Annotated in this window: 21 protein-coding genes and 1 tRNA gene; 13 read left to right on the top strand and 9 right to left on the bottom strand. The window is 67.2% G+C overall.

Features of this window, described 5'->3' with window-relative positions:
- The first annotated feature begins 1 nt into the window (after position 1).
- The 4 genes from AC3EQ1_RS23580 to AC3EQ1_RS23565 are packed head-to-tail and all read left to right on the top strand — an operon-like array spanning position 2 to position 4,117.
- Positions 2-712 (top strand): histidine phosphatase family protein, encoded by a 711-nt coding sequence (locus tag AC3EQ1_RS23580; protein WP_432096328.1) that lies wholly within the window; start codon positions 2-4, stop codon positions 710-712.
- Positions 705-2,000 carry a serine--tRNA ligase gene (gene serS / locus AC3EQ1_RS23575; RefSeq protein WP_432096327.1) on the top strand — a complete coding sequence of 432 codons (1,296 nt, stop codon included), beginning with the start codon at positions 705-707 and terminating at the stop codon, positions 1,998-2,000. The genes AC3EQ1_RS23580 and serS overlap by 8 nt, the downstream gene beginning before the upstream one ends.
- Positions 2,001-3,017, top strand: coding sequence for a glycosyltransferase (locus AC3EQ1_RS23570; protein ID WP_432096326.1), 1,017 nt, complete (start codon positions 2,001-2,003; stop codon positions 3,015-3,017).
- Positions 3,017-4,117 carry a hypothetical protein gene (locus AC3EQ1_RS23565; RefSeq protein WP_432096325.1) on the top strand — a complete coding sequence of 367 codons (1,101 nt, stop codon included), beginning with the start codon at positions 3,017-3,019 and terminating at the stop codon, positions 4,115-4,117. The genes AC3EQ1_RS23570 and AC3EQ1_RS23565 overlap by 1 nt, the downstream gene beginning before the upstream one ends.
- A 190-nt stretch (positions 4,118-4,307) precedes the next feature.
- Here the strand turns inward: AC3EQ1_RS23565 and AC3EQ1_RS23560 are convergent, their stop codons facing one another.
- The 5 genes from AC3EQ1_RS23560 to AC3EQ1_RS23540 all read right to left on the bottom strand — a co-directional run bounded on the left by AC3EQ1_RS23560 (position 4,308) and on the right by AC3EQ1_RS23540 (position 9,469).
- Complete coding sequence (locus AC3EQ1_RS23560) at positions 4,308-6,020, bottom strand: relaxase/mobilization nuclease domain-containing protein (protein ID WP_432096324.1); 1,713 nt, start codon at positions 6,018-6,020, stop codon at positions 4,308-4,310.
- Positions 6,017-6,688: a MobC family plasmid mobilization relaxosome protein gene (locus AC3EQ1_RS23555; RefSeq protein WP_432096323.1), complete on the bottom strand. Its 672-nt coding sequence runs from the start codon at positions 6,686-6,688 to the stop codon at positions 6,017-6,019. The genes AC3EQ1_RS23560 and AC3EQ1_RS23555 overlap by 4 nt, the downstream gene beginning before the upstream one ends.
- Before the next feature lie 239 nt (positions 6,689-6,927).
- Entirely contained in the window at positions 6,928-7,788 is an 861-nt protein-coding gene (locus tag AC3EQ1_RS23550) for a DUF2637 domain-containing protein (RefSeq protein ID WP_432096322.1), read from the bottom strand.
- 80 nt (positions 7,789-7,868) lie between these two features.
- Complete coding sequence (locus AC3EQ1_RS23545; protein ID WP_432096321.1) at positions 7,869-8,522, bottom strand: ATP-binding protein; 654 nt, start codon at positions 8,520-8,522, stop codon at positions 7,869-7,871.
- Between the two features lie 35 nt (positions 8,523-8,557).
- Positions 8,558-9,469 (bottom strand): hypothetical protein, encoded by a 912-nt coding sequence (locus AC3EQ1_RS23540; protein WP_432096320.1) that lies wholly within the window; start codon positions 9,467-9,469, stop codon positions 8,558-8,560.
- 319 nt (positions 9,470-9,788) lie between these two features.
- Between AC3EQ1_RS23540 and AC3EQ1_RS23535 the strand changes: the two genes are divergently transcribed.
- From AC3EQ1_RS23535 to AC3EQ1_RS23525, 3 genes are all read left to right on the top strand, one after another.
- Positions 9,789-10,346 carry a helix-turn-helix domain-containing protein gene (locus AC3EQ1_RS23535; protein WP_432096319.1) on the top strand — a complete coding sequence of 186 codons (558 nt, stop codon included), beginning with the start codon at positions 9,789-9,791 and terminating at the stop codon, positions 10,344-10,346.
- 182 nt (positions 10,347-10,528) lie between these two features.
- Positions 10,529-10,750: a helix-turn-helix domain-containing protein gene (locus tag AC3EQ1_RS23530; RefSeq protein WP_432096318.1), complete on the top strand. Its 222-nt coding sequence runs from the start codon at positions 10,529-10,531 to the stop codon at positions 10,748-10,750.
- On the top strand, positions 10,750-11,994 hold the full coding sequence (locus AC3EQ1_RS23525; protein WP_432096317.1) for a site-specific integrase: 1,245 nt from the start codon (positions 10,750-10,752) through the stop codon (positions 11,992-11,994). The genes AC3EQ1_RS23530 and AC3EQ1_RS23525 overlap by 1 nt, the downstream gene beginning before the upstream one ends.
- A gap of 88 nt (positions 11,995-12,082) precedes the next feature.
- Here the strand turns inward: AC3EQ1_RS23525 and AC3EQ1_RS23520 are convergent, their stop codons facing one another.
- Positions 12,083-12,397 (bottom strand): restriction endonuclease, encoded by a 315-nt coding sequence (locus AC3EQ1_RS23520; protein ID WP_432096316.1) that lies wholly within the window; start codon positions 12,395-12,397, stop codon positions 12,083-12,085.
- A 571-nt stretch (positions 12,398-12,968) separates the two neighbouring features.
- A tRNA-Gly gene (locus tag AC3EQ1_RS23515) sits at positions 12,969-13,042 on the bottom strand.
- Between the two features lie 650 nt (positions 13,043-13,692).
- Between AC3EQ1_RS23515 and AC3EQ1_RS23510 the strand changes: the two genes are divergently transcribed.
- From AC3EQ1_RS23510 to hemC, 4 genes are all read left to right on the top strand, one after another.
- The gene (locus AC3EQ1_RS23510; RefSeq protein WP_351506771.1) at positions 13,693-13,896 is read left to right on the top strand and encodes a hypothetical protein; all 204 of its coding nucleotides are present in this window, start codon (positions 13,693-13,695) and stop codon (positions 13,894-13,896) included.
- A gap of 151 nt (positions 13,897-14,047) precedes the next feature.
- Entirely contained in the window at positions 14,048-14,623 is a 576-nt protein-coding gene (gene dcd / locus AC3EQ1_RS23505) for a dCTP deaminase (RefSeq protein ID WP_351506772.1), read from the top strand.
- A gap of 27 nt (positions 14,624-14,650) precedes the next feature.
- Entirely contained in the window at positions 14,651-15,148 is a 498-nt protein-coding gene (locus tag AC3EQ1_RS23500; RefSeq protein WP_432096315.1) for a phosphoribosyltransferase, read from the top strand.
- Positions 15,149-15,503: 355 nt separating this feature from the next.
- Complete coding sequence (hemC, locus tag AC3EQ1_RS23495; protein WP_432096343.1) at positions 15,504-16,442, top strand: hydroxymethylbilane synthase; 939 nt, start codon at positions 15,504-15,506, stop codon at positions 16,440-16,442.
- Here the strand turns inward: hemC and AC3EQ1_RS23490 are convergent.
- Both AC3EQ1_RS23490 and AC3EQ1_RS23485 read right to left on the bottom strand, forming a co-directional pair.
- On the bottom strand, positions 16,435-17,409 hold the full coding sequence (locus tag AC3EQ1_RS23490) for a hypothetical protein (protein WP_432096314.1): 975 nt from the start codon (positions 17,407-17,409) through the stop codon (positions 16,435-16,437). The two genes, hemC and AC3EQ1_RS23490, sit on opposite strands and share 8 nt — an antisense overlap.
- 1,203 nt (positions 17,410-18,612) lie before the next feature.
- The gene (locus AC3EQ1_RS23485) at positions 18,613-18,903 is read right to left on the bottom strand and encodes a hypothetical protein (RefSeq protein ID WP_432096313.1); all 291 of its coding nucleotides are present in this window, start codon (positions 18,901-18,903) and stop codon (positions 18,613-18,615) included.
- Between the two features lie 384 nt (positions 18,904-19,287).
- Between AC3EQ1_RS23485 and AC3EQ1_RS23480 the strand changes: the two genes are divergently transcribed.
- Both AC3EQ1_RS23480 and AC3EQ1_RS23475 read left to right on the top strand, forming a co-directional pair.
- Entirely contained in the window at positions 19,288-20,154 is an 867-nt protein-coding gene (locus tag AC3EQ1_RS23480) for a helix-turn-helix domain-containing protein (RefSeq protein ID WP_432096312.1), read from the top strand.
- Complete coding sequence (locus AC3EQ1_RS23475) at positions 20,135-20,356, top strand: DUF397 domain-containing protein (protein ID WP_432096311.1); 222 nt, start codon at positions 20,135-20,137, stop codon at positions 20,354-20,356. The genes AC3EQ1_RS23480 and AC3EQ1_RS23475 overlap by 20 nt, the downstream gene beginning before the upstream one ends.
- Positions 20,357-21,820: the final 1,464 nt, after the last annotated feature.

The following is a 21,820-nucleotide window of genomic DNA, read 5'->3' as shown; positions in this document are numbered from 1 at the left end:
AATGACGACGCACATCCTGCGCCATGGGGAGACTCACTACAGCCGTCAGTACCTCGTGAACGGGGATCCGACGCGTCCGATCCTGCTCAGCCAGGACGGCGGCCTGTCCTGCGGCCTGGTCTGGCACACGTTGCCCTTGTGGCAGGTGTCCACGTGGCTCTGCAGCGAGTTTCCGCGGGCCCGTCAGACGGCTTCGAGGCTGATGGGCATCCCGGAGCCGCGCCCGGTGGTCGACCCTCGACTCAATGAGCTGGACTACGGCGACTTCGAAGGGGGCCCGTTCTTGAAGTACGCCTCCTGGTTGCAACAGCACGGCGGGCGGCGTCGGCCGCCGGGAGCGCGCGAGTCCCAGCGAGAAGGCATCAAGCGCATGCTCGAAGGGCTTCAGGCAGCTGTGGAGCACCCCAGCCCACGGATGATCGTCTGCCACGGGCTGCTGGTCTCGGTTCTCCACTGGCACCGGGAACGGTCAGCTGGCGATCCCATGCCGCTGTTCTTCCCGGAGGCGCCGTACGTCCAGCCGATCTCGTTCGAAGATGAGGACCTGCTGAGTCGTGTGAGTAGCCTCCTCGCCCACATTGCCGCAGAACCCGAAAGTGATTCGGGGTCGCGAGGTGATGCGGAGAAATCCCGGGCGGTTTCGGAACTGGATGTTGCTACCTTCGATCGGGTAAACCATCCGCACGCACAGAGGGATCTTCCCGATGCATGATGCTCGCGTTCTGATCGACATGGGCGAGGACGCCGTACGCCGCCTGGCCCGCCGTGGCTACACGCTGGACCTCTCCTCTCTGGAGAGCCTCCAGTCCCGTCGGAACAAGAGCATCCAGTCCGGTGGCGAGCTGCGCTCCGAGTCGAAGCGCATCGCGCAGGAGGTCCAGCAGACGGCGAAGGCGGGCGGCGACATCTCCGCCCTCAAGGAGACAGCGCGCAAGCTGAAGGAACAGATTCGGGAGACCGAGGCTGAGCAGGAGCGTATCCAGCAGGAGCTGACCGAACTGCTGCTCACCATCCCCAACCTGCCCGCCGACGAGGCACCCGACGGCGACTCGGAGGAATTCGCCGTCGAGCAGCGTCGTGTCGGCACCCCGCCGGCCTTCTCTTTCGAGCCCAAGGACCACGTCGACCTCGGTGAGGCCATGGGCATCCTGGACTTCGGCCGGGCGACCAAGCTGTCCGGACCACGTTTCAGCGTCCTGCGCGGTGTCGGGGCGGCCCTGGAGCGCGCGCTGGCGACGCTCTTCCTCGACTTGCACACCCGCCGCCACGGCTACGTCGAGCACTCGGTCCCGTTCCTGGTCAGCCGCAAGACGATGACCGGGACAGGCCAGCTGCCGAAGTTCGAGGAGGACCTGTTCAAGACGGGCGTCGCGGACCGGGACCTGTTCTTGATCCCCACGGCTGAGGTCCCGCTCACGAACCTGTACGCGGACGAGATCATCCCGCCGTCCGAGCTCCCGACCGCGCTGACCGCGCACACGCCGTGCTTCCGCTCGGAGGCTGGCTCGTACGGTCGTGACACCCGCGGCCTGATCCGCCAGCACCAGTTCGCCAAGGTCGAGATGGTGCGTATCGCCGCACCGGAGCAGGCCCGTGCCGAGATGGAGAAGATGGTCGGCCACGCCGAGGCGTGCCTGAAAGAACTGGACCTGGCTTACCGAGTGGTCACGCTCGCCGCCGGCGACACCGGCTTCTCCGCCCAGCTCACGTACGACCTCGAAGTCTGGCTGCCCAGCCAGGCCACCTACCGCGAGATCTCCTCGGTCTCCGACTTCGGCACCTTCCAGGGCCGCCGCGCGGGCATCCGCACCCGCGACGAGAACGGCAAGCCCACCCCGGCAGCCACGGTCAACGGCTCCGGACTGCCGATCGGCCGCACTCTCGCGGCCGTCCTTGAACAGCACCAGCAGGCCGACGGCTCGGTACTGCTGCCCGAATCCCTCGTGAAGTACCTCGGCTTCCGCCGGATCAAGGCGGACGGAACCCCCTCGGAGGAATAGGTGCTAGTCGGCGTCTGCGACTTCCCCGGTAGTTACGCATTCCCCCCGGCCGGATACGGCGGGATCGAACGATGGCTCTGGGCAGTCGCCGTAGGAGCCCGCACCGCAGGCGCCGACGTGCACCTCATCGGGCCGGGCTGGCTTGAGGACCTCGAAGACCAGTGGGTCCGCAAGCCGGTCCGCCTTGAGGACATCACCGCAGGCTCCCTCGCCGAGCGGGATCTGAGATCCGCCGGCTACGACCTTCTCGTCGTCGGCCACGAATACCCATCCCGACCGGCATGGGTCCGAACCTGGCGCGAGCTGGACTGCGACGTCGCCACCTTCCAGCATTCGCCGACGTTCCAGCACACTGCCACCACCTTCGACGGCGAGCGGTCACGGCTCTACTGCTATTCGCCCGAGATGGTCGAGCGGTACGCCTCCTGCAACCCGATCGCCGAGCTCGCCGTCCACCTGGGGCTCGACGAAGAGGAGCCCCCAGCCGTGAAGGGCCGGGACCTCGTGTGGCTCGGACGGATAGACGAGGACAAGGCGCCCCACCTCGCCGTACGGGCGGCGCAGATTCTCGGACGCCGGATACGCATCGTCGGCCCCGTTTTCGATGAGGACTACGTTCGCCGCTACCAGACGACCTTCGCCTCGGACCACGTGGAATGGATCGGGGAATTGGGCGGATCGGCCAAGACAGCCGCCATCGCTGAGGGCTCGGTCTTCGTCTACACCTACGCGCGGGACTACGTGGAGGCCGGTGCAGCCGTCTTTGGTGAGTCCCTGCGGGCCGGAACCCCCATCGCGGCCTTGACCTGGCGTGAGGGCACCTGCGCCCAAGCGGCGATCTGCGACCGCACCGGTGCCTCTGTCGTCGCCGATCCCTCGGCCGACGACGAGAGCGCGGTCCGTGCGCTCGCTAAGGCCATCGAGCGTGCCTCCGTCCTCGACCCCTCCGAGGTCCAGACAACCGCCATGGCGCGCTTTGACCCCGCGGGCCACTTCAAGGCCCTGGCGGCGCTCTGATGGAGAGCCACTCGCGAGCCCACCAGGCAGTCGCCGCCTTACGCCACGTGCTCGGCCCTCAATGGGAGTTCTCCCTTCCCGATCCTGCCAACCGCACCTTCGAGATTCGTCACCGCAACCGCGGAACGCTGTACATCCCGCCGCGCTCGACTCCATCGTGGACCGAGCTGCTGACCACCCTCACCACGGCTTTCGCCGCGCGAGACGTCATACGGGATGAGTGCCTACCCTTGCGCTGGGGCCGCGAGACCGAGCTGACGATCTCTGCTGTGCAGGCCCTCGATCCCCTGCTAAAGGGCGGTCGCGCCCTCACGTACCGCAAGGGCTTCCTCCCTCAGCCCGTGGTCCGATTCACTGGAGACCGCGATGAACGCGGAGACCTGCTCGACGGTTTCCTGACGGCCTTCGTCAACGTCTCCCGGGTCCAGCCCATCACCAGCATCGGCGAATATGCCGAGGCGCTGGATGACTGGCTCTTCGTCCTCTCTCGACTTGGTTTCCACGCCAGGCACATAGAGATCCACGGGCGCGTCGAGGTGTGGCATCGCAGGCAGGTCGCGGGAGTGACCCTGATGTTCAACCACCTGGACCTCGCCATCGGTGATCTCGTTCTCCTGTGGAACACGGAGAATCCGGAGAGCATGGGTCTGGACCTCGGTACGGGGCTCGAACGCCTCGCCTGGGCGCGGACCCGTCGGGACTGGAACGGGCTGGTGTTTGGCTCGTTCGCCGAGGCTGCGCCCGCCTGCGTCCTGGACGCGGTCCGGACGGCGACACTTCTACTGGGGAGCGGCATCACACCCTCGGCGAGGGGTGCCGGCGGCGTCGCCCGGCGAGTGATTGCGACCATCCCGCCCAGCCTTGTAAAGCTGGGGGTCAGTGCCATTGTCCGATCGTTCCACCAGCATTGGGCGGTCAGCACGAATCTTCCGGTGCCGTGGCCTGCGATCTGCAGTGCCATGGAGGAGGAGGTCGCCAGCCGATCCGTTCGCAAGTCTCCTCGGCGCCATGTTGGTGGAGAGCTTGTGACGCCGGACGGGGCCTGTCCTCCTGACGACGGCCTGGTGCGGAGTGTTGCTCAGCCTGACACCAGCCACTGACAAAGGAGTTGGGCCTTCCCGGAGCGTGAGTCGCGATCGCCGGAAGCGTTGGGCGAATACAGCTGACGGGCCCGACCGTGGGGTGGTCGGGCCCATCAGCCGACTATCGGTTTGGAACCGCTTTCCCCGAGTGATGCGCGCAGGGGTCTGCGGCGTCAGAGCCGAGGGCGGTGCTTGACCGGTCGGTAGGTCACCGTGACCGGTTCGGGCGGGACGTCGGTGGCGTGACCGTGGGAGGGGGCTGCACGGCCGTCTTCGGAGTGGCCCGGACCTGGGTAGTGGTGCTGCGGGCTTGTGCGGCACGGGCGCGGGGGCTGGGTGCGTGGCGCTCACCGAGACGCTGGATGCGCCAGGTGAGGACTTCGGCCGGTGAACGGGCATCGTCCAGTGGGCGTTGCCCGGCTGCTTGGTGGAGCAGGACGGCGGGGTCGTGGCCCGCGCTTTCTGCGTCCGCGAGCGCGGCCGTCAGTGAGTCCCAGGCGGTCTCGTCAAGGATCTGCTCGGCGTAGGCGGGCACGGCCCTGTTCAGGTACTTGGCGTATCGGCGCTCGGTGTCAGCGGGCGGCTTCCGTTCGGCGAGCCGTGCCAGCGGGGCCTGTGCGGCCTGCCCGTACGCGGCCTGGAGGTGTAGCAGGGTCTGCCGGGCTGCGGCTATCTGCTGGTCGTGGTGGTGCAGCGCGCTCTGGCGGCGCACAGCGATGACAGTGAGGATGGCGGCATCCACGAGCATGGCCACGAGGCCGTCGTCGGCGGGGCGGCTGCGCATGGTCTTCAGCGCGCCGCGCAGCGCGCGAGCGTGCTGGTGGTCTACGCGGGCACGGGTGTTGACCGCGCACTCGAACGTGAAGGCTGCCTGGCGCAGCTCGGCGCGGAGGTGGACGGGGGCGAGGGCGGGCAGGGCATAGAGGATCTCTCCGAATGCCACCAGATGTGCCGAGGCTGCCGCGGGGTCGTCATTGGCGAGGCAGTGGGGGATCCGCTCGATGGCGGCGGTGGCCTGGTGCCACGGGTTCGGCCGTGGCCGGCCTGCCGGCTGCGGGGCGGCGAGTTCGGTGGCGGCGAGGCGTTCTTGGACCTTGGGTAGTGACAGGTCGGTGGCGAGGCTCGAGCCGGAGTACCAGATGGGCTCGCCGTCGGCGTTCGTGTCGCCGGGCAGCGCGACTTTATAGCCCTGCAGATCGCCCGAGGGCAGAGTGCGGGTTTCGACCTGCAGGCCCGCGTCGGCGAGCAGGCCCAGGAACTCGTCCACGTTGTGGGCGTGGGAGAGCGTCGTGCGCACCATGAGGCGCAGCTCCTCGCGCACGGCTCGGCTGCATCCGTTGCGGGCGGCCTTCTCCGTCTCCGCCCTGGCGGGGCGCTTGGCGGCGGGCCAGGAGTCGCGGTCGCGGTTGACCTGATGGAGGCCGAAGTCGTGCTCGATCTGGGTGAGTGCGGTCATGGCGCGGTGGTAGTCGTTCCAGTTGCGCGGTGGGCGCAGGTCCCCGCGCATCTTGGTGGCGACGATGTGGATGTGGTCGTCCGCGTGGCGCACGGCGACCCACCGGCAGCCGTCCGGATCACCGTCGGGGGCGATGCCGGTGGCGTGCAGGACGCGGCGGGCGATGGTGCCCCACTCTGTATCGGTCAGGGTGCGGTCCTCGGGAGCGGCACGCAGCGAGCAGTGCCACACGTGCCCCTCCGGGGCCTTGTCGTCGGCCTGAGCGACCCGCAGGTCGAGGGCCTTGACGAGCTGGCCCATCCGCTCCCTGTGACCGGGACTGTCCTTCGGGCCAGGATCCGGGACGAAGCTGTCCCAGGAGGCGACGATGTGCTGGTCGGTGTGCTCATTGGCACGACCCTTGTCGAACAGGTAGATCAGGACACCGCGGGTGTTGCTGCCCGGCTTGACGATGTTGGCGATCACGCCCGGCCGCCCTTCCCCTCTGCGGCCCGGAACGCGGCCTCGTCCACGGCCCTGACCGTATTCCGGGCGGTGGTGAGCAGGCGCTCGGACCGGTCGAGTATCACCGCGTCCACAGTGTGTGGATCGCCCCCGGAGTTGAGTCGGCGGGCGATCTGGTTGACGTTGTTGCCCATGCGGGCAATCTGGGCTCGCAGGGCGGCCAGCTCGTCGATCGTGTCGTCGTAGACCGTGCGTTGGGCGGGCAAATGCTCCTCACCGTTGACGAAGGCCATGACGACCGCGCCGACCAGGTGCGCGCCGGTGATGTGCAACGACTTCGCCTTGGCCAGGATCCTCGACTTCTCGTCCACGCTGTAGCGGGCGTCGACACGCTTCTTTCGCTGGCCGTCGCTGCTGGCCTCGCGGCGGCGGGCGACACGGTAGAGCGCGGCTTCATCGGCAGCACAGGCAACGGCAGATGATGCCTGCGCGGAGTCGACAGCGTCACCCACCCCCTCCTGCTCCGGCACGCCCTCGTGCCGGAGTTCCTCCTCAGCCACCCCCGGGGCGGAGGAGTCTGCGTTGGACCGGCCAGCGGACCGTCCAACGCCATTGCTTGCTCCGCCTTGGGCTGAGGTGGCGGTTGAGGTGCTGCGAGGGGTGTGGTGGTCGTGGTGCTGATCGTGCACGAGGTGTGTCTCCGTGGGGTGAGGGGGATGTGGCTCTGCCTGTGCCGAGAGAACGGGGGATGGCTGAGCCGAAGGGGGCTCTCCGAAGGCCGAGAGGTTGTTGTCTCGGCGCGGGTGGCTTGGCGGTCGGCGTAGCTCAGGTGAATGGCCGCAGCGTGGGAGTGGGCCTGGCGGCGTTGTCGAGATGGCGGCGCCAGGCGTTGGCGGAACGCCGTCCGCGGTTCGCCAACGCCTGGCGGTTATGCGGCTTGGGTGGTGCCGGCGGCGGATTCGAGTTCCGCCATGACGGCTTCGGCGGCCTCTTTGGCGAGGTCCTTGCGGATCGTGTAGCCCTTGTCCCGGACCGCGTCCTCCAGGTTCGTGCGAGAGACCTTGCCGGTCTGGGCGCCGATGGCGCGGGCTGTTGCCAGCAGCACGTCGTCAGGGACGGTGGTCTTGCGCCCGCCCTTCTTGGGCACTGTCTCGGCCGCCGGCGCCACGGGGATGGTGCCCTTCGCCTCGCGGGCGGATGTGCTGCTCGCCTTGGCAAGGGGAGCTGTGCTGGCGTCGTCCGCTTGTTCCTGGCGGACCTGGCGGACCTGGCGGACCTGGCGGATCGGCTCGGGCGTGGCGGCTTCGGCAGTCGGAGCGGCGGAGGGCGCTACCGCCGCCACGCCGTTGGCGGTGAGGTGGCGGCGGATGACGAGGTAGAGGTGGACGGCCCCGGCGAGGGCGAGCGGGGCGATGGAGGAGAGTCCGCCGACGGTGAGGTCGTCGAGGCGGAGCTTGGTGCGGTGGTTGAGGTGGATGGCGTGCAGCGCGTTGGCCCAGATGCTTGTGGCGGTGGCCAGCCCGACGAGCGCCCACACGTACAGGCGGGAGCGCAAGGGGGCGGTGCGCAGGATGATCAGGGCGCAGATGCCGATGGCGATGAACCCGTCGATCACCAGTGGGAAGGCGTAGGTCAGCAGTCCGCTGATGTGGACGGCGACGGCCATCTGCCGCAGCGCGTCGTAGGAGAGGGCGAAGCCGATGGCACCGAGTAGGGCGATACCGAGGCGGATCGTGGCGGTACCGGATATGACGGCGGGGGTGGCGCCGACGGAGGTGGATGCAGGCAAGTGGAGGCACTCCAGGTGGGGATGGCGGCCTGGCGCCGGGGGAGAGGCTGTGGGGCGAGGACGCAGGGCGCAAGGGCCCGTTAATACGCGGGCTGCCTTCTGCGGTCGGTACCGCCCAGGATGACGCGGGTGGTCATCTCGGCGAGACGGGAAGCGACGCGGTCGCCGACGGCTCCGCGCAGCTCGCCGATGGGCAGGTTGGTGGTGACCAGGGTCGGGAGCATCTCGTTGTAGCGGCGGTTGATCAGCCGGTACGTCAGCCCTTCCGTCCACTCCGACGTCTTGGCTGCGCCGAGGTCATCGAGGATCAGTAGCGGGCAGCGGCCGAGATCCCACAGGGTGCGCTCGGGATCATGGCCTTGCCGGGGGCGAAGACTGGCATAGAGATCGGCTGCGGTCGTGGCGTCCCAGCGGAGCCGGACACCGGCGGCAAGGAGCGAGCGCACCGCGCCGTACGCCTGGTGGGTCTTGCCGGTGCCGGTAGGACCGGCAATCAGCAACGACGGGCCGTCTGAGATCCCAGGTGCCCCGCCAGGGCCGGGGCGGCCGGTGCGGGCGATCTCGTCGACCCAGGCGGTGACCTCCGGGTGGTCGGCGAGAGCGCTGCGGTAGCGGGCCGGGATGCGGGCGTCGGCCAGTTCCGGCGCGGTCACTGGCTCGGCGGGGGGCTCCACAGGGGCCGTGGTGGGGTCTATGCCCCGGTCGGCGAGGATCGCGTCGAGACGGTCGGCCATGCGCCCGACACGCTGTGGCTCACGGGTCGCTGTAGTCACAGCTCACCCCCGTACGCGGCCTCGATGTCGGTGGGATTGGTCCAGGGCCGGTGCGGCGCCGGAGCGACCGGTGCGGCGTTCATGGCCTCGTTGACGAGGCTCGGCAGGACGCTGGGGCTCAGACCCTTGGTGCGCAGGCGCTCCAGCCCGGCACGGAGATGTGCGGGAGCGATGCGCTCGGCGAGAAGCTGGTTGACCTCGCGACCGAGATGGCCGAGGAACTTCTCTGGCGGGCGATGGGCGCACGCTGCGACGTACTCGCCGATCAACTGCTTGGCCGAGACGGCATCCGGCGCGGGGCCGCCTGCGGCCCCCGTAGGTACTGATCCTAGATCCATGATCCTAGGTCCTAGATCCGGACCGTGAGGACTCACGGAGTCCTCCGTGAGTCCTCCCTGCACCGTCATGGAGGGCTCATGGAAACCGCTCTGACCTGGCGCTTCGCACTTCGCTGAGGGTTCGCGAATTTCCCGTGAGCCCTCCGCGAGTGCTCCGCGAGGGCTCACGGAGGGCTCCCTGAGGTCTCCCTGCGGCACCCCTGCGGTCGCGTGGCGTGGCGCTCCATCGTGGTGGGGACAGGCGGGATGGCGGACACCGCTGGGCCGGTTGATCTTCTGGTGCCTGCTGAAGGTGACGACGTGCAGGTACCGCTTGCCGTCCTCGCCCTCGTAGCGGCAGATCAGGTCGGCGCTGGCGAGCTGGGCCAGGTCGTCTTCGACACCCAGGGGGCCGTGCTCGGGCCGTAGGGACCACAGCAGTCCGGCGATAACAGCAGCCTGGTCGCGGAAGCGGCCATGGTCGTCCGCCTGGGTGAGCAGGCCGAAGAAGGTCCGCTCGGCCGTGACGGTGACCTGGGCGAGCGACTCGGAAGCGAAGGCTTCCGGCTTGATGGTGCGTATGCGCGCCATGCCTTATCGCCCCGCCTTCGCGGACGGCTGGCGCAAGGGAGATGCGGGGGCAGTACGTGGGCACGTACTGTGGAGCATAGATCTCCTCACACGGCAGGCCATCGGGGCGGCAACCCCGGCCTTGCCGGTTGTCGTTCAGGGATGGGCGGTTGGTGGGGGTTTCGCTTCGGCCCCGGTGTTCGCGCACCGGGGCTTCTTGCGTTGTCGGGCGCCGTGGCGTCCGGAGATCAATTATACCAGGATTCTGCCTGGCGCAGAAGCGTATTGCGTCACGCAGAACCCATGCTACTCTTTTGGTACTGCAAATCGCAGTGCCCCGATGCCTGACGAAGAGGAGTTGGTTGTGGAAGGTGATGAGGCGCCCGACGAGTCCCTGATGCTCCGGGGCGAGGAGAACGTCGCCGTGCGGATCAAGCTGGAGCGGGAAGCCCGCAGCTGGAGCACCAACGCGGTGTCGGACCAGCTGAACGAAGCGGGCTACGAGATCAACCCGTCCGCCGTGTGGCGCATCGAGAACCACAAGCGGCGGGTCAACCTCGACGAGGCGATCGGCTTCGCCGAGCTCTTCGGCATCTCCCTCGAAAACCTCGTCGGCCCGCCGAGACTGGCCGCGCACACCCGCGCGATGGAACTCATCGAGGACATCCGCCGCCGCTACCGCGAGATGCGCCTGGCCAACCGCGCTGCCGCCGAGGCCCGCGACGCCCTCGACGCCTATCTCGCACAACACCCCGATCTGCGGGAAGAGGCCGACGTCCTCGTCTCGAACGCCATCGCCGAGGACATCATGGCCTCCACGCCACCACCCGGCCTCCTGCAGCAGGCACCACCGACGCAGCCGGAAGCGGACCACCCCGACACCGACTCCGACCGCTGACTCTCCCCGGCGCGGGTGCCGCGAACGCCCATGACCGGAGCACAAAAGCACCAACCGCCCATCCCTGAACGACGACCGGCGAAACCGGGGTTGCCGCCCCGTGCCGGCCAGATGAGGACCCACCCTTGCCCCGAGCTGCAACACCCCCTGCCCTGCCTTCGCCCTCGCACATGGTCGGGGAGGTGAACACCCCCACCGACCGCCTGCTCACCGTGGCTGAGGTCGCCGAGCAGCTGGGCACCGGTGAGCGCTTCCCGCGTCGCCTGATCGCGGAGCGGCGCATCCGCTACGTCAAGGTCGGCCGCCACGTCCGCATCCCGCAGAGCGCTCTCGACGCGTACATCGCGGCCCGGACAGTAGAGCCGGTGCGCCAGGCACGCTCCCGCTTCCGGCTGGCGGCCTGATGGCCCGCAAGCGCAAGCCGCAGCGGCGGCGCTACGGATCCGTGCGCCGGCTTCCCTCGGGACGCTGGCAGGCCCGCTACCCGGATACGAACGGAGACCTGCGCGCAGCGCCGGAGACGTTCGAGACGAAGACCGACGCGGAGGTCTGGCTCAGCCAGACCGAGGCCGACCAGTCGCGCGGCGACTGGATCGACCCGAATGCCGGTGCGGTCAACTTCCTGGTGTACGCCACGAAGTGGATCGACGAGCGAGGAGTCGCCGACACGACGGATGAGCTGTATCGCAGGCTGCTGCGCCTGCACCTGGAGCCCTTCCTCGGCGACCTGGACGTCAACGAGATCAGCACGGCAAGGGTCAGGTCTTGGCGTGCCGAGCGGCTGAAGGCGACGGGCATGACCACCGTCGCCAAGTCCTACCGCCTGCTCAAGGCGATCATGGAGACCGCCCTCGATGACGACATGATCAAGAGGAACCCGTGCCGGATCAGGGGCGCGGGCAAGGAGGAGGCTGACGAGCGCCCCGTTGCCACCGTCGATCAGGTCTTCGACCTCGCCGATGGGATCGGGCTGCGCTGGCGGCTGATGATCCTCCTCGGCGCATTCGCCTCGATGCGCCCGGAGGAGCTGGCGGAGCTGAGGCGTAAGGACGTCAACCTGGCAGAGGGGTCGGTCTGGGTCAAGCGCGCCGCACCGGAGCTGACCACGGGCAAGCGGGTGCTCGGTGACCCGAAGTCCCGTGCCGGTAAACGGGAGATCGTGCTGCCCTCGTCTGTGCTCGTCGACCTGCGGCAGCACCTGGACTGGTTCGCCGAGCAGGGTCCGGAGGGGCTGGTCTTCGTCGGGGAGCGCGGGGCGCCCTTCCGTCGGTCCACCTTCGGACGCAAGTACCGCAAGGCAAGGAAGAAGGTCGGCCTTCCGGACGACTTCCGCTTCTACGACCTGCGGCACACCGGCAACACCCTGGCCGCTGACACCGGCGCCAAGCTCAAGGACCTCATGGTCCGCGCGGGTCAGTCCAGCGAGCGGGCGCAGCTGATCTACCAGCACTCCAAGAGGACGCACCAGCGCAAGATAGCCGCGAGCATGGACGCCGACGTACGCCGTCAGCGCCAAGGTGCCTCCGAGCAGCAGGAGCAAGAAAGTGAGTTGGCCACCGTTCACCGGCTCCGCGCCCGCCCTGGCGCAGCTGCGCCAGGGCCGGAGGAGGGCGATCTGCAGAATGCGGTGTTGCCTGACCCGCGCTGATACGTGAGACGGGCAGGGCCGGCAGTACGCCGGCCCTGCCCCTCTCGTGCTCTTGGATGTGTAACCGGCGCGGCGCGCGTATCGTCCGTCACTCGTCCGGGCGGAGCCTGCGGTTGTTGCCGGAGCTTCCGGTGTCGAGGTCCAGGAGCTTGGGCAGGGGCGTGCCGCCGTTCCAGAAGCCCAGCAGATCGACGTCGATGAGTGCCAGGTGGTGTTTAGCGGCGAAGTCCCGGGCGGGCTTGGTGAAGACGCACGAGGCGACAAAGACCGGGGCGTCGGCTCCATGCTCGGAGCGAGCAGTGCCGTTGAATGTCTGCAGATCCCTGCTGCCGACCGAGCGGTGTTTGGCATACCGCTTGCACTGGATTACCAACTTGCGGCCGTCGGGGAGCCACCCGGTCACATCAGCGCCCAGATCGCCCCTGCCGCCGACGCGGCGGACGTCGGTGCGCCATCACGTCGGCACAGCTCGGCCACGTACTCCTCGAACATTCGGTCGCCCATTACCCAGACCGCGTCCAGAGACCTCCGGGCCTGCACGCGGGCCTGTTCCGCGAGCCGGGCTCGCTCACCTCGCGCCTCGCGTCGCCCGGCGCGCACAAGGCCAACGACCACTCCAGCCCCAGCCAGTGTGGCTAACACCAGCAGTACCGTGCCCATATCCCCCGGCCTTCCCCTGCCTTCGATTGCCTGCCTGTTCCACGCTCCCCAATCTGCCGGGGCCTATCCGGCGATCGATATCGCAAAGAGCGCATTCGCAGCTGCATCGAGACCCCGCCCGCCTTGCGGCGTGACGCACCCCACAGAAGGTCCGTCTCGTGATTCGAGATGACGGCCGGTCAACTTGCTCGGGAAGGGCTGGCGCGTGCCAATACGGTGCGGTGCTCGGTGCGTTATGGCACGTGACTGGCACGCGGCTCAGAAATGGTCTAGACAACGAACGAGCCCCAGGCCGCTGACCTGGGGCTTTCATGTGGAGCGGGTGACGAGAATCGAACTCGCGCTCTGAGCTTGGGAAGCTCATGTTCTACCATTAAACTACACCCGCGAAAGATCACCGTTACGGCGTCTCACCGTTGCACACTGTACCCCATTGCTGGCCCGTGGTGTATCCGGCCATCCGTCGTGAGCACCGTGATCGTCCTGACCTGTCGTGGGGTCTCCCGTCGTTCGGGCTCGCGTTCCGCGTCCACGCGACTTCTCCGCCCCCTCGCCCCTCCGCCTCACCCCTCTTCCGTCATCCCGTGCCCTTCCCGGGGGTTGCTCGCCGCGCCACCGGGCACGCGCCCTCGCAAGGCACGTCGGGGAGGAGCCCCGGGGGTGTCGCGCGGGAGTGTGCGGCGGGTTGTACGGTGCCTGTTCGGGCCCGCGCCCGGAGCGTCTGCCGATCCGTCTCCGGGGTGTCCCGGGTCCGTCGGTGAGCCGCGTTCCGATCCGCCGCCGGCTTCGCGCCGGGGCCCGACCCGGCTCGCCTCCGGAGCGTCCGTGGGGCGCCTGTCGGGGTGTGTCCCGGCAGTGTCCGGAGGGTCGCGGCAGGCCCGCGTCGGGGGTGTTCCGGCGCTGTCGCCCGGACGGGGATGCGGGTGTGGGGTATGGCAGTTGAGGCGTACCGTGGGGGCCGGAGTGCCGCGTACGGAGGCGTCCGGACCATCCCCTAATGTGGCTTTTGTCTTGCACGTTCTTTGGGGAAGGGACTCGATGGAGCGCACCGTCGTTCGTTGTGCCGAAGGGCACGTTTTCAGCACCGCGTCGTTCCCGCTGCAGAACCTCGGTACCGACCGGCTCGGCCCCGGACGGCTCCTGCGCTGTCCCCGGTGCGCCCGGTTGCGCCACTCGGTGCCGGTACCGGTCGCCGTGCCGGCGCCGGCCGCCGCGGCCGGCCCGGAGTGGCGCCGCGCCTGACAGCCGGCAGCCGCCTCGGTGCGCCGCCCCGTCGGCCGGCCGCACAGCAGCCGGCCGCAGGGGGCTCGCCGGGGCGGGACGACCGCTCGCAGCGAAGGGTGGGCCCGGTCCGATTGGGCCGGGCCCAGCCCGTCCGCGTACCCTTCGACCCGTGCTTCTCTCTGACAAGGACATCCGGACCGAGATCGACGCCGGCCGGGTCCGGATCGATCCTTACGACCCCGACATGGTGCAGCCGTCCAGCATCGACGTACGGCTGGACCGCTTCTTCCGGGTGTTCGAGAACCACCGGTACCCCCACATCGACCCCGCCACGGAGCAGAGCGACCTCACCCGGCTCGTGGAGCCCGAGGGGGACGAGGCCTTCATCCTGCACCCCGGCGAGTTCGTGCTGGCCTCCACCTACGAGGTCATCACGCTCCCCGACGACATCGCGTCGCGGCTGGAGGGCAAGTCCAGCCTGGGCCGGCTCGGCCTGCTGACGCACTCCACCGCCGGCTTCATCGACCCCGGCTTCTCGGGCCACGTGACGCTGGAGCTGTCGAACGTCGCCACGCTGCCGATCAAGCTGTGGCCGGGCATGAAGATCGGGCAGCTGTGCATGTTCCGGCTGACCTCGCCCGCCGAGCACCCGTACGGCTCGGCGAAGTACCAGTCCCGGTACCAGGGGCAGCGGGGGCCCACGCCCTCTCGCTCCTTCAAGAATTTCCACCGCACACAGGTCTGAGACAGGGAAGAGACGGGGCGGAACGAAGTGAGTGACGAGCGGGAGAACCTGACCTACCCCCTCTTCGGGCAGGCGATACGCGAGCTGGCCCAGACCGTGGCCGACGACGGGTACGAGCCGGACATCATCCTCTCCATCGCGCGCGGCGGCCTCTTCGTCGCCGGTGGTCTCGGCTACGCGCTGGACGTGAAGAACCTGCACGTCATGAACGTGGAGTTCTATGAGGGTGTCGGGCGGACTTTGGAAGTGCCAGTTATGCTCCCACCCCTGCCCAATGCGGTGGATTTCTCCGAAAAGCGCATCCTAGTAGCCGATGATGTGGCAGATACGGGCAAAACGCTCAAACTGGTCCACGACTTTTGTGCGGAGCATGCGGCCGAAGTTCGCTCCGCGGTGATCTACGAGAAGCCATCTTCCCTGGTCAAGTGCGAGTACGTCTGGAAGCGCACGGACCAGTGGATCAACTTTCCGTGGTCGGTGGAAAGGCCCGTCGTCCGGCGTGAAGGTCAGGTTCTGGACGCCTAAAACGCAGCAAAACAGACAGGGTCGGTGCTCCGCTTTGGGGCACCGACCTTTCAGTTGATTGCCGTAGTTCGCCGGTGATCACAGCTCGTGTGCTGAGCGGGTGCTGACACCGCGCGGAGGCGAGAGGGCTGCTCCGGCTTGGTCGTGCCGGGTACCCATGTGTACTACTCCCTGCGCTGAGTGCGGCGGGCGTCCTGGACCGCGGTGGCCATCGGCTCGGTCGATCGCGCCCAGGAGTCTTCCTTTATGCCGACACCCGGTCCGGGAAAATATTCCGACACTCGGTCCGAAAAAGACGATGCCTGCGGGGCGTAGCATTGATCTAAGTCCTGTCAGACTTCGAGGGTTGGTTGATGTGGCTCAATATTTAGTCGGCTCGCGTGCCAGCAACCTTGCCAAAGTTCAGGTGCGGGAATATCTGCGCCCTCTGCGTGCGCGCTTCTCGGGGGTTGTTTTCACGCACCGCGTAATTCTGGAAGGTGGAGACAGAGACCGTAAGTCGCCACTGTCGGATGTTTCAGCCGTAAGCGGCGGTTCTGCATTCAGTACGGAGCAGGAAGCGGCGTTGTCGCGCGGTGATGTCGATGTGGTCGTCCATTCGCTGAAAGACCTTCCGACGGCGAACCCTCCCGGCCTTGTGTTGCTGCCACCACCGGGGCGAGAGGACGTTCGCGACGCGCTTTGCGGCTCGACCCTTGCGGGGCTGCGGAAGGGTGCGAGGGTCGGTACTGGCGCCCCTCGACGCATCGCACAGCTCCTCGCCGTGCGGCCTGATCTTGAGGTTGTCCCGATCCGGGGGAACGTCCCGCCCCGCCTCAAGAAGATTCAGACGGAGGGCCTGGACGCGGTGGTGCTGGCAGCGGCAGGGCTGCGCCGGCTTGGCCTGGAAGACGCCATTGGTGAATTGCTGCCGCTTGATCTCTTCCCGCCGAGCCCCGGGCAAGGTGCTCTGGGAATTCAGGTCCGTGAGGAAGACTCTGCCCTGCGTGAGCTCCTGGTCACCGTCGGAGACCTGAAGGTTGACGCTGAGGTGAGGGCGGAGCGGGCTTTGCTTGCCGAACTGCACGGTGGATGCAGTGTCCCCGTGGGCGCCTATGCTGAGACGCTTCCGGATGGAAAGCTCAGGGTGTCCGGGCAAGTGACATCGCTAGATGGGCGCCGTCGAGTTTCAGGAATGATCGACGGCCCGTCCACCGAGCCCGAGAAAATCGGAGCGGCCCTGGCCAGGGACCTCATTGACCAGGGCGCGCATTCGATCCTTGATGCCGTGCGGGCTGCTCTCGCCGTTAGTTGAGCTGGCGGGCGATATCCAGTGCCGCATACGTGACACTTGCTGTCGCCCCTGCCCGCTTCAGCATGGTGAACAGCTCGATCAAAAGGCGTACGTCTCGCCTTCCTGTCTCGGGGTCCACCCGGGACAGCGTGGTGTACTCCCCCGAGACCGAGAAGGGGAACAGGGGAGCGCGGGTCGCTCCTCGAAGCGTGGCCAGCACGTCTGCGGTGAACTGTGCGGGCTCCAGTAAGAGCATGTCGGCACCGTTCGACTCCATGCGTAAGGCGGTGTCGATGAATTGATCGGCGCGGCCCGGGTTGATCTGGAACTCCCGGTTGGCTCCTGCCTTCGGGGTGGCACCCATGGTGCGGCGGAAGTTGTCGTACAGGCCGGACCAGAAGATCACGTGTGGCATGACGGAGACTCCGTCGTGTCCGGTGTCGTCCAGTGCCCGTCGTGCGCTCCGGGTGGTGCCGAGCACCATCGAAGCGGGGCCGACGATGTCCGCCCCCGCTTCTGCGTGAGCGATGGCCTGCGCTGCTGTCACTTCGAGGGTTGCGGGTACGTCAGGCCGTCCGTATCGATCGCTGAGATAGCAGGCTCCTTCCGCTGTGTACGAACAGAGACAGGTCTCCGTCATTAGGGCGATCGACGGTTCCGCGTCCTTGGCCGTGCGGACGGCTCGGGCCATCAGAGAATCGGGGGAGAGCGAGATCTCCCCGGTGGTATCCCGGTCGGCTGACTCCGCGAAGAGCTTCACGGACCGAACACCAAGGCGTGCGGCTTCGCGCATAACAGCGGGGATGCCAGCCACAGTGACCGTGGGCATGGGCCGGTCAGCTTCCTCCGCGGTGACCAGCAGCACCATCGAAAGATCGGCTGGGGTGAGCGTCTGCGGCTCCAGCAGGTTCCGGACGGCTGTGCGGCTCCGGAGGGGGCTCGTGGCGCCGGACGAAGTGCGGGGGCGGTGCGTCGTGGGTATGGCCATGGTTCCTCGCTTCGGGTGAGTGGCACTGATGGAGTGGCTTGTCGCCCCGGTGGCGGCGGCTTTCACTGATGGCTTCTACCGAACGGCGTCGGTCTGGTCGGCCTCCTGGGCCCGCTCCTGGCGGTGAGGTTCACAGGCGTCACCGGCTGACTCGGAGCCTCAGCCTGAGCCGGTGGCCGGGGGCGTGACCCGGGCCCCGAGTACCGCGTATGCGGCGGCCCTGCCTCGACGGGGCTCGCCCCACTCGTCGAAACGGTCTGCCAGCCACTTGGGACTGACCCCAAATTCGGAGGCAAGCTTGTTCATGGATTCGAAGTTTCGATATCGCTGAATGATCGTGTTTCTGCTTGAGCGGACGGTCTCCCGTGCTGCCCGTCGTTGATCCGGTGTCCTTGGCATGCTGCAACTCCTAGTGGTCCAGTTGGTCTGACCGGCTCGGGCAGGGCAACCAACGCGGCCTGCCTCGGGGTTTCCTGTGGCGGTTGGGCGAAGGGTGATGCCTTCCGGGCTGCCCGAGAGACTGAGGCGGGCCCTCGGTGGCGGAGGGCAGGCTGAGAGGCCAGACCGCCAGCACGTAGCGGCCGGGCCTGTCGGGGACGACCAGAGAGAACGGAGCCCCCTCCTTGAGCTTGTCGCGGGCAGCCCGTTGTTCTTCGGGGTCCGCGCACCAAGCTCGCAACTCCGAAGGGCAGTCCGGGACGGTCGCTCGCGTCAGTGCCATGGTGGGTTGCACCCACGGGGATGAAGGGCTCGGGTCCAGTCCATCTGCGATGCGGTGAGCCTGTGTGATCAGCCATCGCAACGCGAGCTTCACCGAGATGGTCTGGCAGGTGCCGAGGACGCAGGACACCGTCTGACCGCTGCCGTATACGGGGCCCTCTGCCGTCACCTCGCACCAGTAGCCGAAAGTGCTCGCGGTCATCGGCGGTGATCCCTACGCCTTGCACCGTCCACGGCTACGAGGGCGCGCAAGTGCTCGTACATGCCTGGCGGCGCCACTGCTGCGGGGTCCGCTTCCCACTCGGTGCCTCCGCCGGGGGGCCGGAGCATCCAACGACCGCCCACGGAGCCGCGGAATTCGCCCACCTTGTCGATCGCCGTGTCATGGACCAGTTCTCCAACGACAGGCTCTCGCGGTGCTGCCTCTTCCCTGTCCTTCTCGATCCGAGCTTCTCCCGGGTCCGCATCGTGCCGGGTCATCTTTCACCCCTGGTGTCCGTGACTTCTTGGCTGCCCCGAGTTGTCTTGGCCTTGGGTGCCTATCAGTTTCACCAACTCGGCCAGAGTGTTGGCGAATTCCTGTGCCTCCTCGATCCTGATTTCGCCAAGATTGATTACCACGTTGGGGGCATAGGGGTGGCAACAGCGGCAGGGCTTCTCAATGTCGATGTTGACCAACTCGACATTGATTGCCAGCAACGCGGAGGCAAGTTCGTTGATTGCCTTCTCTGCTCGTAAGCGATCCTCAGATGCCCAGCAAGGGTGGTTGATCACCGAGGAATCACATTCTTCTTGGTGATCACTGCCGACCCTTTCTGCGGCAGATTGAACAGGGGAATGGACAGGGTGGAACCGCGCTGCCGCGCTTCGTGGTGAAGACCTCAACTACCGCTGCCTGTGGGGCCTCCGCCGGCTTGCCCCGGCCAGGCCTCGCCGTGGTCCCCTCGGTCTGGTCGGCTCGGCTGGTGCCTGGCGCTCCTTCGTCTCGTTCGGGGCTGCGTGACATGGGTCAACCTCGTGGTTCAGTGGTCGTGGTGGCAGGTTCGAAGCACCTGACGGGCCGTGAACCGCCGTCTGTGCTGCCAGAGTTGCGGCTGGGCGGTACTGTCGGAAGCCATCGCGTGTTTACACCTGCCGGTAAACAGGAGATTCACTCTCATGGCGTTCGACTCGAAGAAGCTGGATCCGACCGCTAACCCGTTCGCCTTCTTCGGCTCGGAGCTGCGCCGGTGCCGTGAGGAGCGCGGATTGAGCCAGGCTGAGCTCGGGGCCCTCCTCTTTGTCTCCAAGGGGTACATCTCTCAGTTCGAGACAGCCTTTCGGCGCCCGGAAGAGTCGATGGTTGAGCGCATGGACGGTGCGCTTGAGGTGACGGGCCACCTTCTGCGGGTCTACCGGATGGCTGTCAAGGCGGAGCATCAGCGCATTGAGCTTGCAGACTATTTCGCGGCCATCGCTCGGTTGGAACCGCAGGCCACCCGAATCGACTGGTACGGAGCAGCGCTGGTACCCGGTCTGCTTCAGACTCCCGAATACGCTGCTGTCATCACCCGAGCGTCAAACCCATTCCGTCAGCCCGATGAGATCGCGGAGTTGGTAGCGGCCCGGATGAAGCGCGCAGAGATTCTGGACCGAACGCAGGGTGGCCCCAGGCTCCTAGTGATCCTTGACGAGGTGGCGCTCCACCGTCCGATCGGTGGGCCCACGGTGATGAAAGAGCAGTTGGATCACGTGGCGGATGCCGCCAGGGCTGCCAAGGCGGTGGTACAGATTCTCCCGACTCAGGCAGGGGCTCACCCCCTCATCGCGGGTCAACTCATCGTCCTGCACTTCGCGGACACCCCGCCAGTTGCCTACATGGAGGGGCCGCATGGCGGGCAGGTGCTTGACAAGCCGGAACAGGTTGATACGTGCTTGCTGTCCTACCATCTGACCTGCGCCGCCGCCATGTCGCCGGACGCGTCGCTAGAACTCATCGAATCGGTGGCTAGGGAGTACGGAACCAATGAATCGCTCAGCGCCTGACCTGTCGTGTGTTACCTGGCGGAAGTCGACCTACAGCAACGGTGAAGGTGGCGCGTGCGTGGAGGTCGCAGACGGCTTCCCGGGCGCCGTACCGGTGCGAGACAGCAAGGACCCGGGAGGGCCTGCTCTGATGTTCGAGCTGGCGGCTTGGTCGTCCTTCGTGGAGGCCGTGAAGGACGCTGAGTTTCAGCTCCCCGGCTAGCCGTTCGACCAGCACCGGCCCCGTCTGCCTCATCGCGTGAGGGGTGGGCGGGGCTTCTCCAACCGGACACTCATCAGAATAAGTGGTTGCCTAACGAGCGCTCGGTCCTGGACTATGAACACTCGTCAGGACGAGTGGTTGTCAGTCTCTCGCTGCTCGTCGCACTGAGTCGAAAGGACAAGACATGGCATCCATGCGTCAGCGCCTGGTGGCGCTCGCTGTCGTCAGCGCCGTAACCGTGGTCGGCGTGGGGGTTGGGGCCACCGCCGCTTCGGCGGACTCCGTGAATCGCGCGCAGTCCGAGGTGGTGACTACAGATGGTCTGCGATTTCGGACCTGGATTGGTACGGATCAGCCCGTAAAGGGGCTTCTGTACGAGGGGGATGAGGTCGAGATCATTTCGACCAATGGTGATGGGGCTGGTCGATGGGATGAGGTGAGACTTCTCTCGGATAGTCAGGGTGGCCTACCTCGTGGCAGTACGGGGTGGGTCTCGCAGACCTACCTCTCCGCCCCGACCTGTAGTACCGGCAGCCCTGCTCAATGCCTCCTCTATGGCAGCGGCTGATCATTCCTGAATCGACGGCCCCTTCCCGCGTGTCGGGAGGGGGTCGTTGATCATTTCCCGTTGTGCGGGATTCGGGAGGCAAGATCCTTGCGCCCTACAGTGAATACCTGATGTGCTGATGAACTCACGCAGAGGTACGGAGAGCTGAAGCGATGGCGGATGAATCGGGGGATATGGCATGAATGCTGCACCTTGGATGGACGATGCCGACGGGGGCGAAGGTGTGTGGGTGCGGGGCATTGACTACGTAGCAGGCTGGATGGATGCCGCGGATGCAGCCGCGGAGTTCAACACAGCGGTTAAGGCGAGCGGGCTCAACTCCGAACTGCTGCGGGCGACTCCCCACACGGGACCCCACGGGGAAGGGCGGGTTTGGCTGAGCCCGACTGCGGTGCGTTTCCTGTCAGGGATGCTTGGGTCGGAGCCGTAGCGCTGCGTGGATTCGGCGGCGGTTCCTGGATGCCCGGTTCGCGGAGGTGGGGTCCGGAGGAGCCTCCGCGAGTATTCCGCGCGGCGCGAAGCGCCTATCACTGGTGTACGGCGCGGGTACGGCGCAGTAGTGGTCCTCGATGGTGCAGAGCGCGGGAGGCGGCCGGGCGCGGGACTGCCGGATCGTCCTGGAAGGGCGATGCCGTGGATGCCGGGGGAACGTTCGCCGATCGGCTGGCCCATTGCGAGCTTGGTCGGCAGGGCCGGCGACGGGATGAAATCGGGATGAGGCAGGGAGGCAGGATGTTCGGGAGGGGCAGGAACAAGGCGTGGACGACGCGTCAGGGCAGCGAGGTTCGCGTAGAGGAGGATGGCTTGGGGCAACGCTGGGTCGTGTGCTCAGGTTGCCGACGGCGGATGCTCGCTCCGGGGCTGTCCCCGGCGAAGTTCCACGCGGAGAGGCACGC

It is taken from the genome of Streptomyces sp. bgisy100 (assembly GCF_057709105.1).
The sequence above is the reverse complement of the archived record's forward strand: the minus strand, read 5'-3'. Positions and strand labels throughout refer to the sequence as shown.

Coding starts and splice junctions, on each gene's coding strand:
- AC3EQ1_RS23490 (WP_432096314.1), bottom strand. CDS start 17,409: ATGGCCATACCCACGACGCACCGCCCCCGCACTTCGTCCGGCGCCACG.
- AC3EQ1_RS23480 (WP_432096312.1), top strand. CDS start 19,288: ATGGCGTTCGACTCGAAGAAGCTGGATCCGACCGCTAACCCGTTCGCC.
- AC3EQ1_RS23565 (WP_432096325.1), top strand. CDS start 3,017: ATGGAGAGCCACTCGCGAGCCCACCAGGCAGTCGCCGCCTTACGCCAC.
- AC3EQ1_RS23475 (WP_432096311.1), top strand. CDS start 20,135: ATGAATCGCTCAGCGCCTGACCTGTCGTGTGTTACCTGGCGGAAGTCG.
- AC3EQ1_RS23510 (WP_351506771.1), top strand. CDS start 13,693: ATGGAGCGCACCGTCGTTCGTTGTGCCGAAGGGCACGTTTTCAGCACC.
- serS (WP_432096327.1), top strand. CDS start 705: ATGCATGATGCTCGCGTTCTGATCGACATGGGCGAGGACGCCGTACGC.
- AC3EQ1_RS23535 (WP_432096319.1), top strand. CDS start 9,789: ATGCCTGACGAAGAGGAGTTGGTTGTGGAAGGTGATGAGGCGCCCGAC.
- AC3EQ1_RS23525 (WP_432096317.1), top strand. CDS start 10,750: ATGGCCCGCAAGCGCAAGCCGCAGCGGCGGCGCTACGGATCCGTGCGC.
- AC3EQ1_RS23580 (WP_432096328.1), top strand. CDS start 2: ATGACGACGCACATCCTGCGCCATGGGGAGACTCACTACAGCCGTCAG.
- AC3EQ1_RS23540 (WP_432096320.1), bottom strand. CDS start 9,469: ATGGCGCGCATACGCACCATCAAGCCGGAAGCCTTCGCTTCCGAGTCG.
- AC3EQ1_RS23545 (WP_432096321.1), bottom strand. CDS start 8,522: ATGGCCGACCGTCTCGACGCGATCCTCGCCGACCGGGGCATAGACCCC.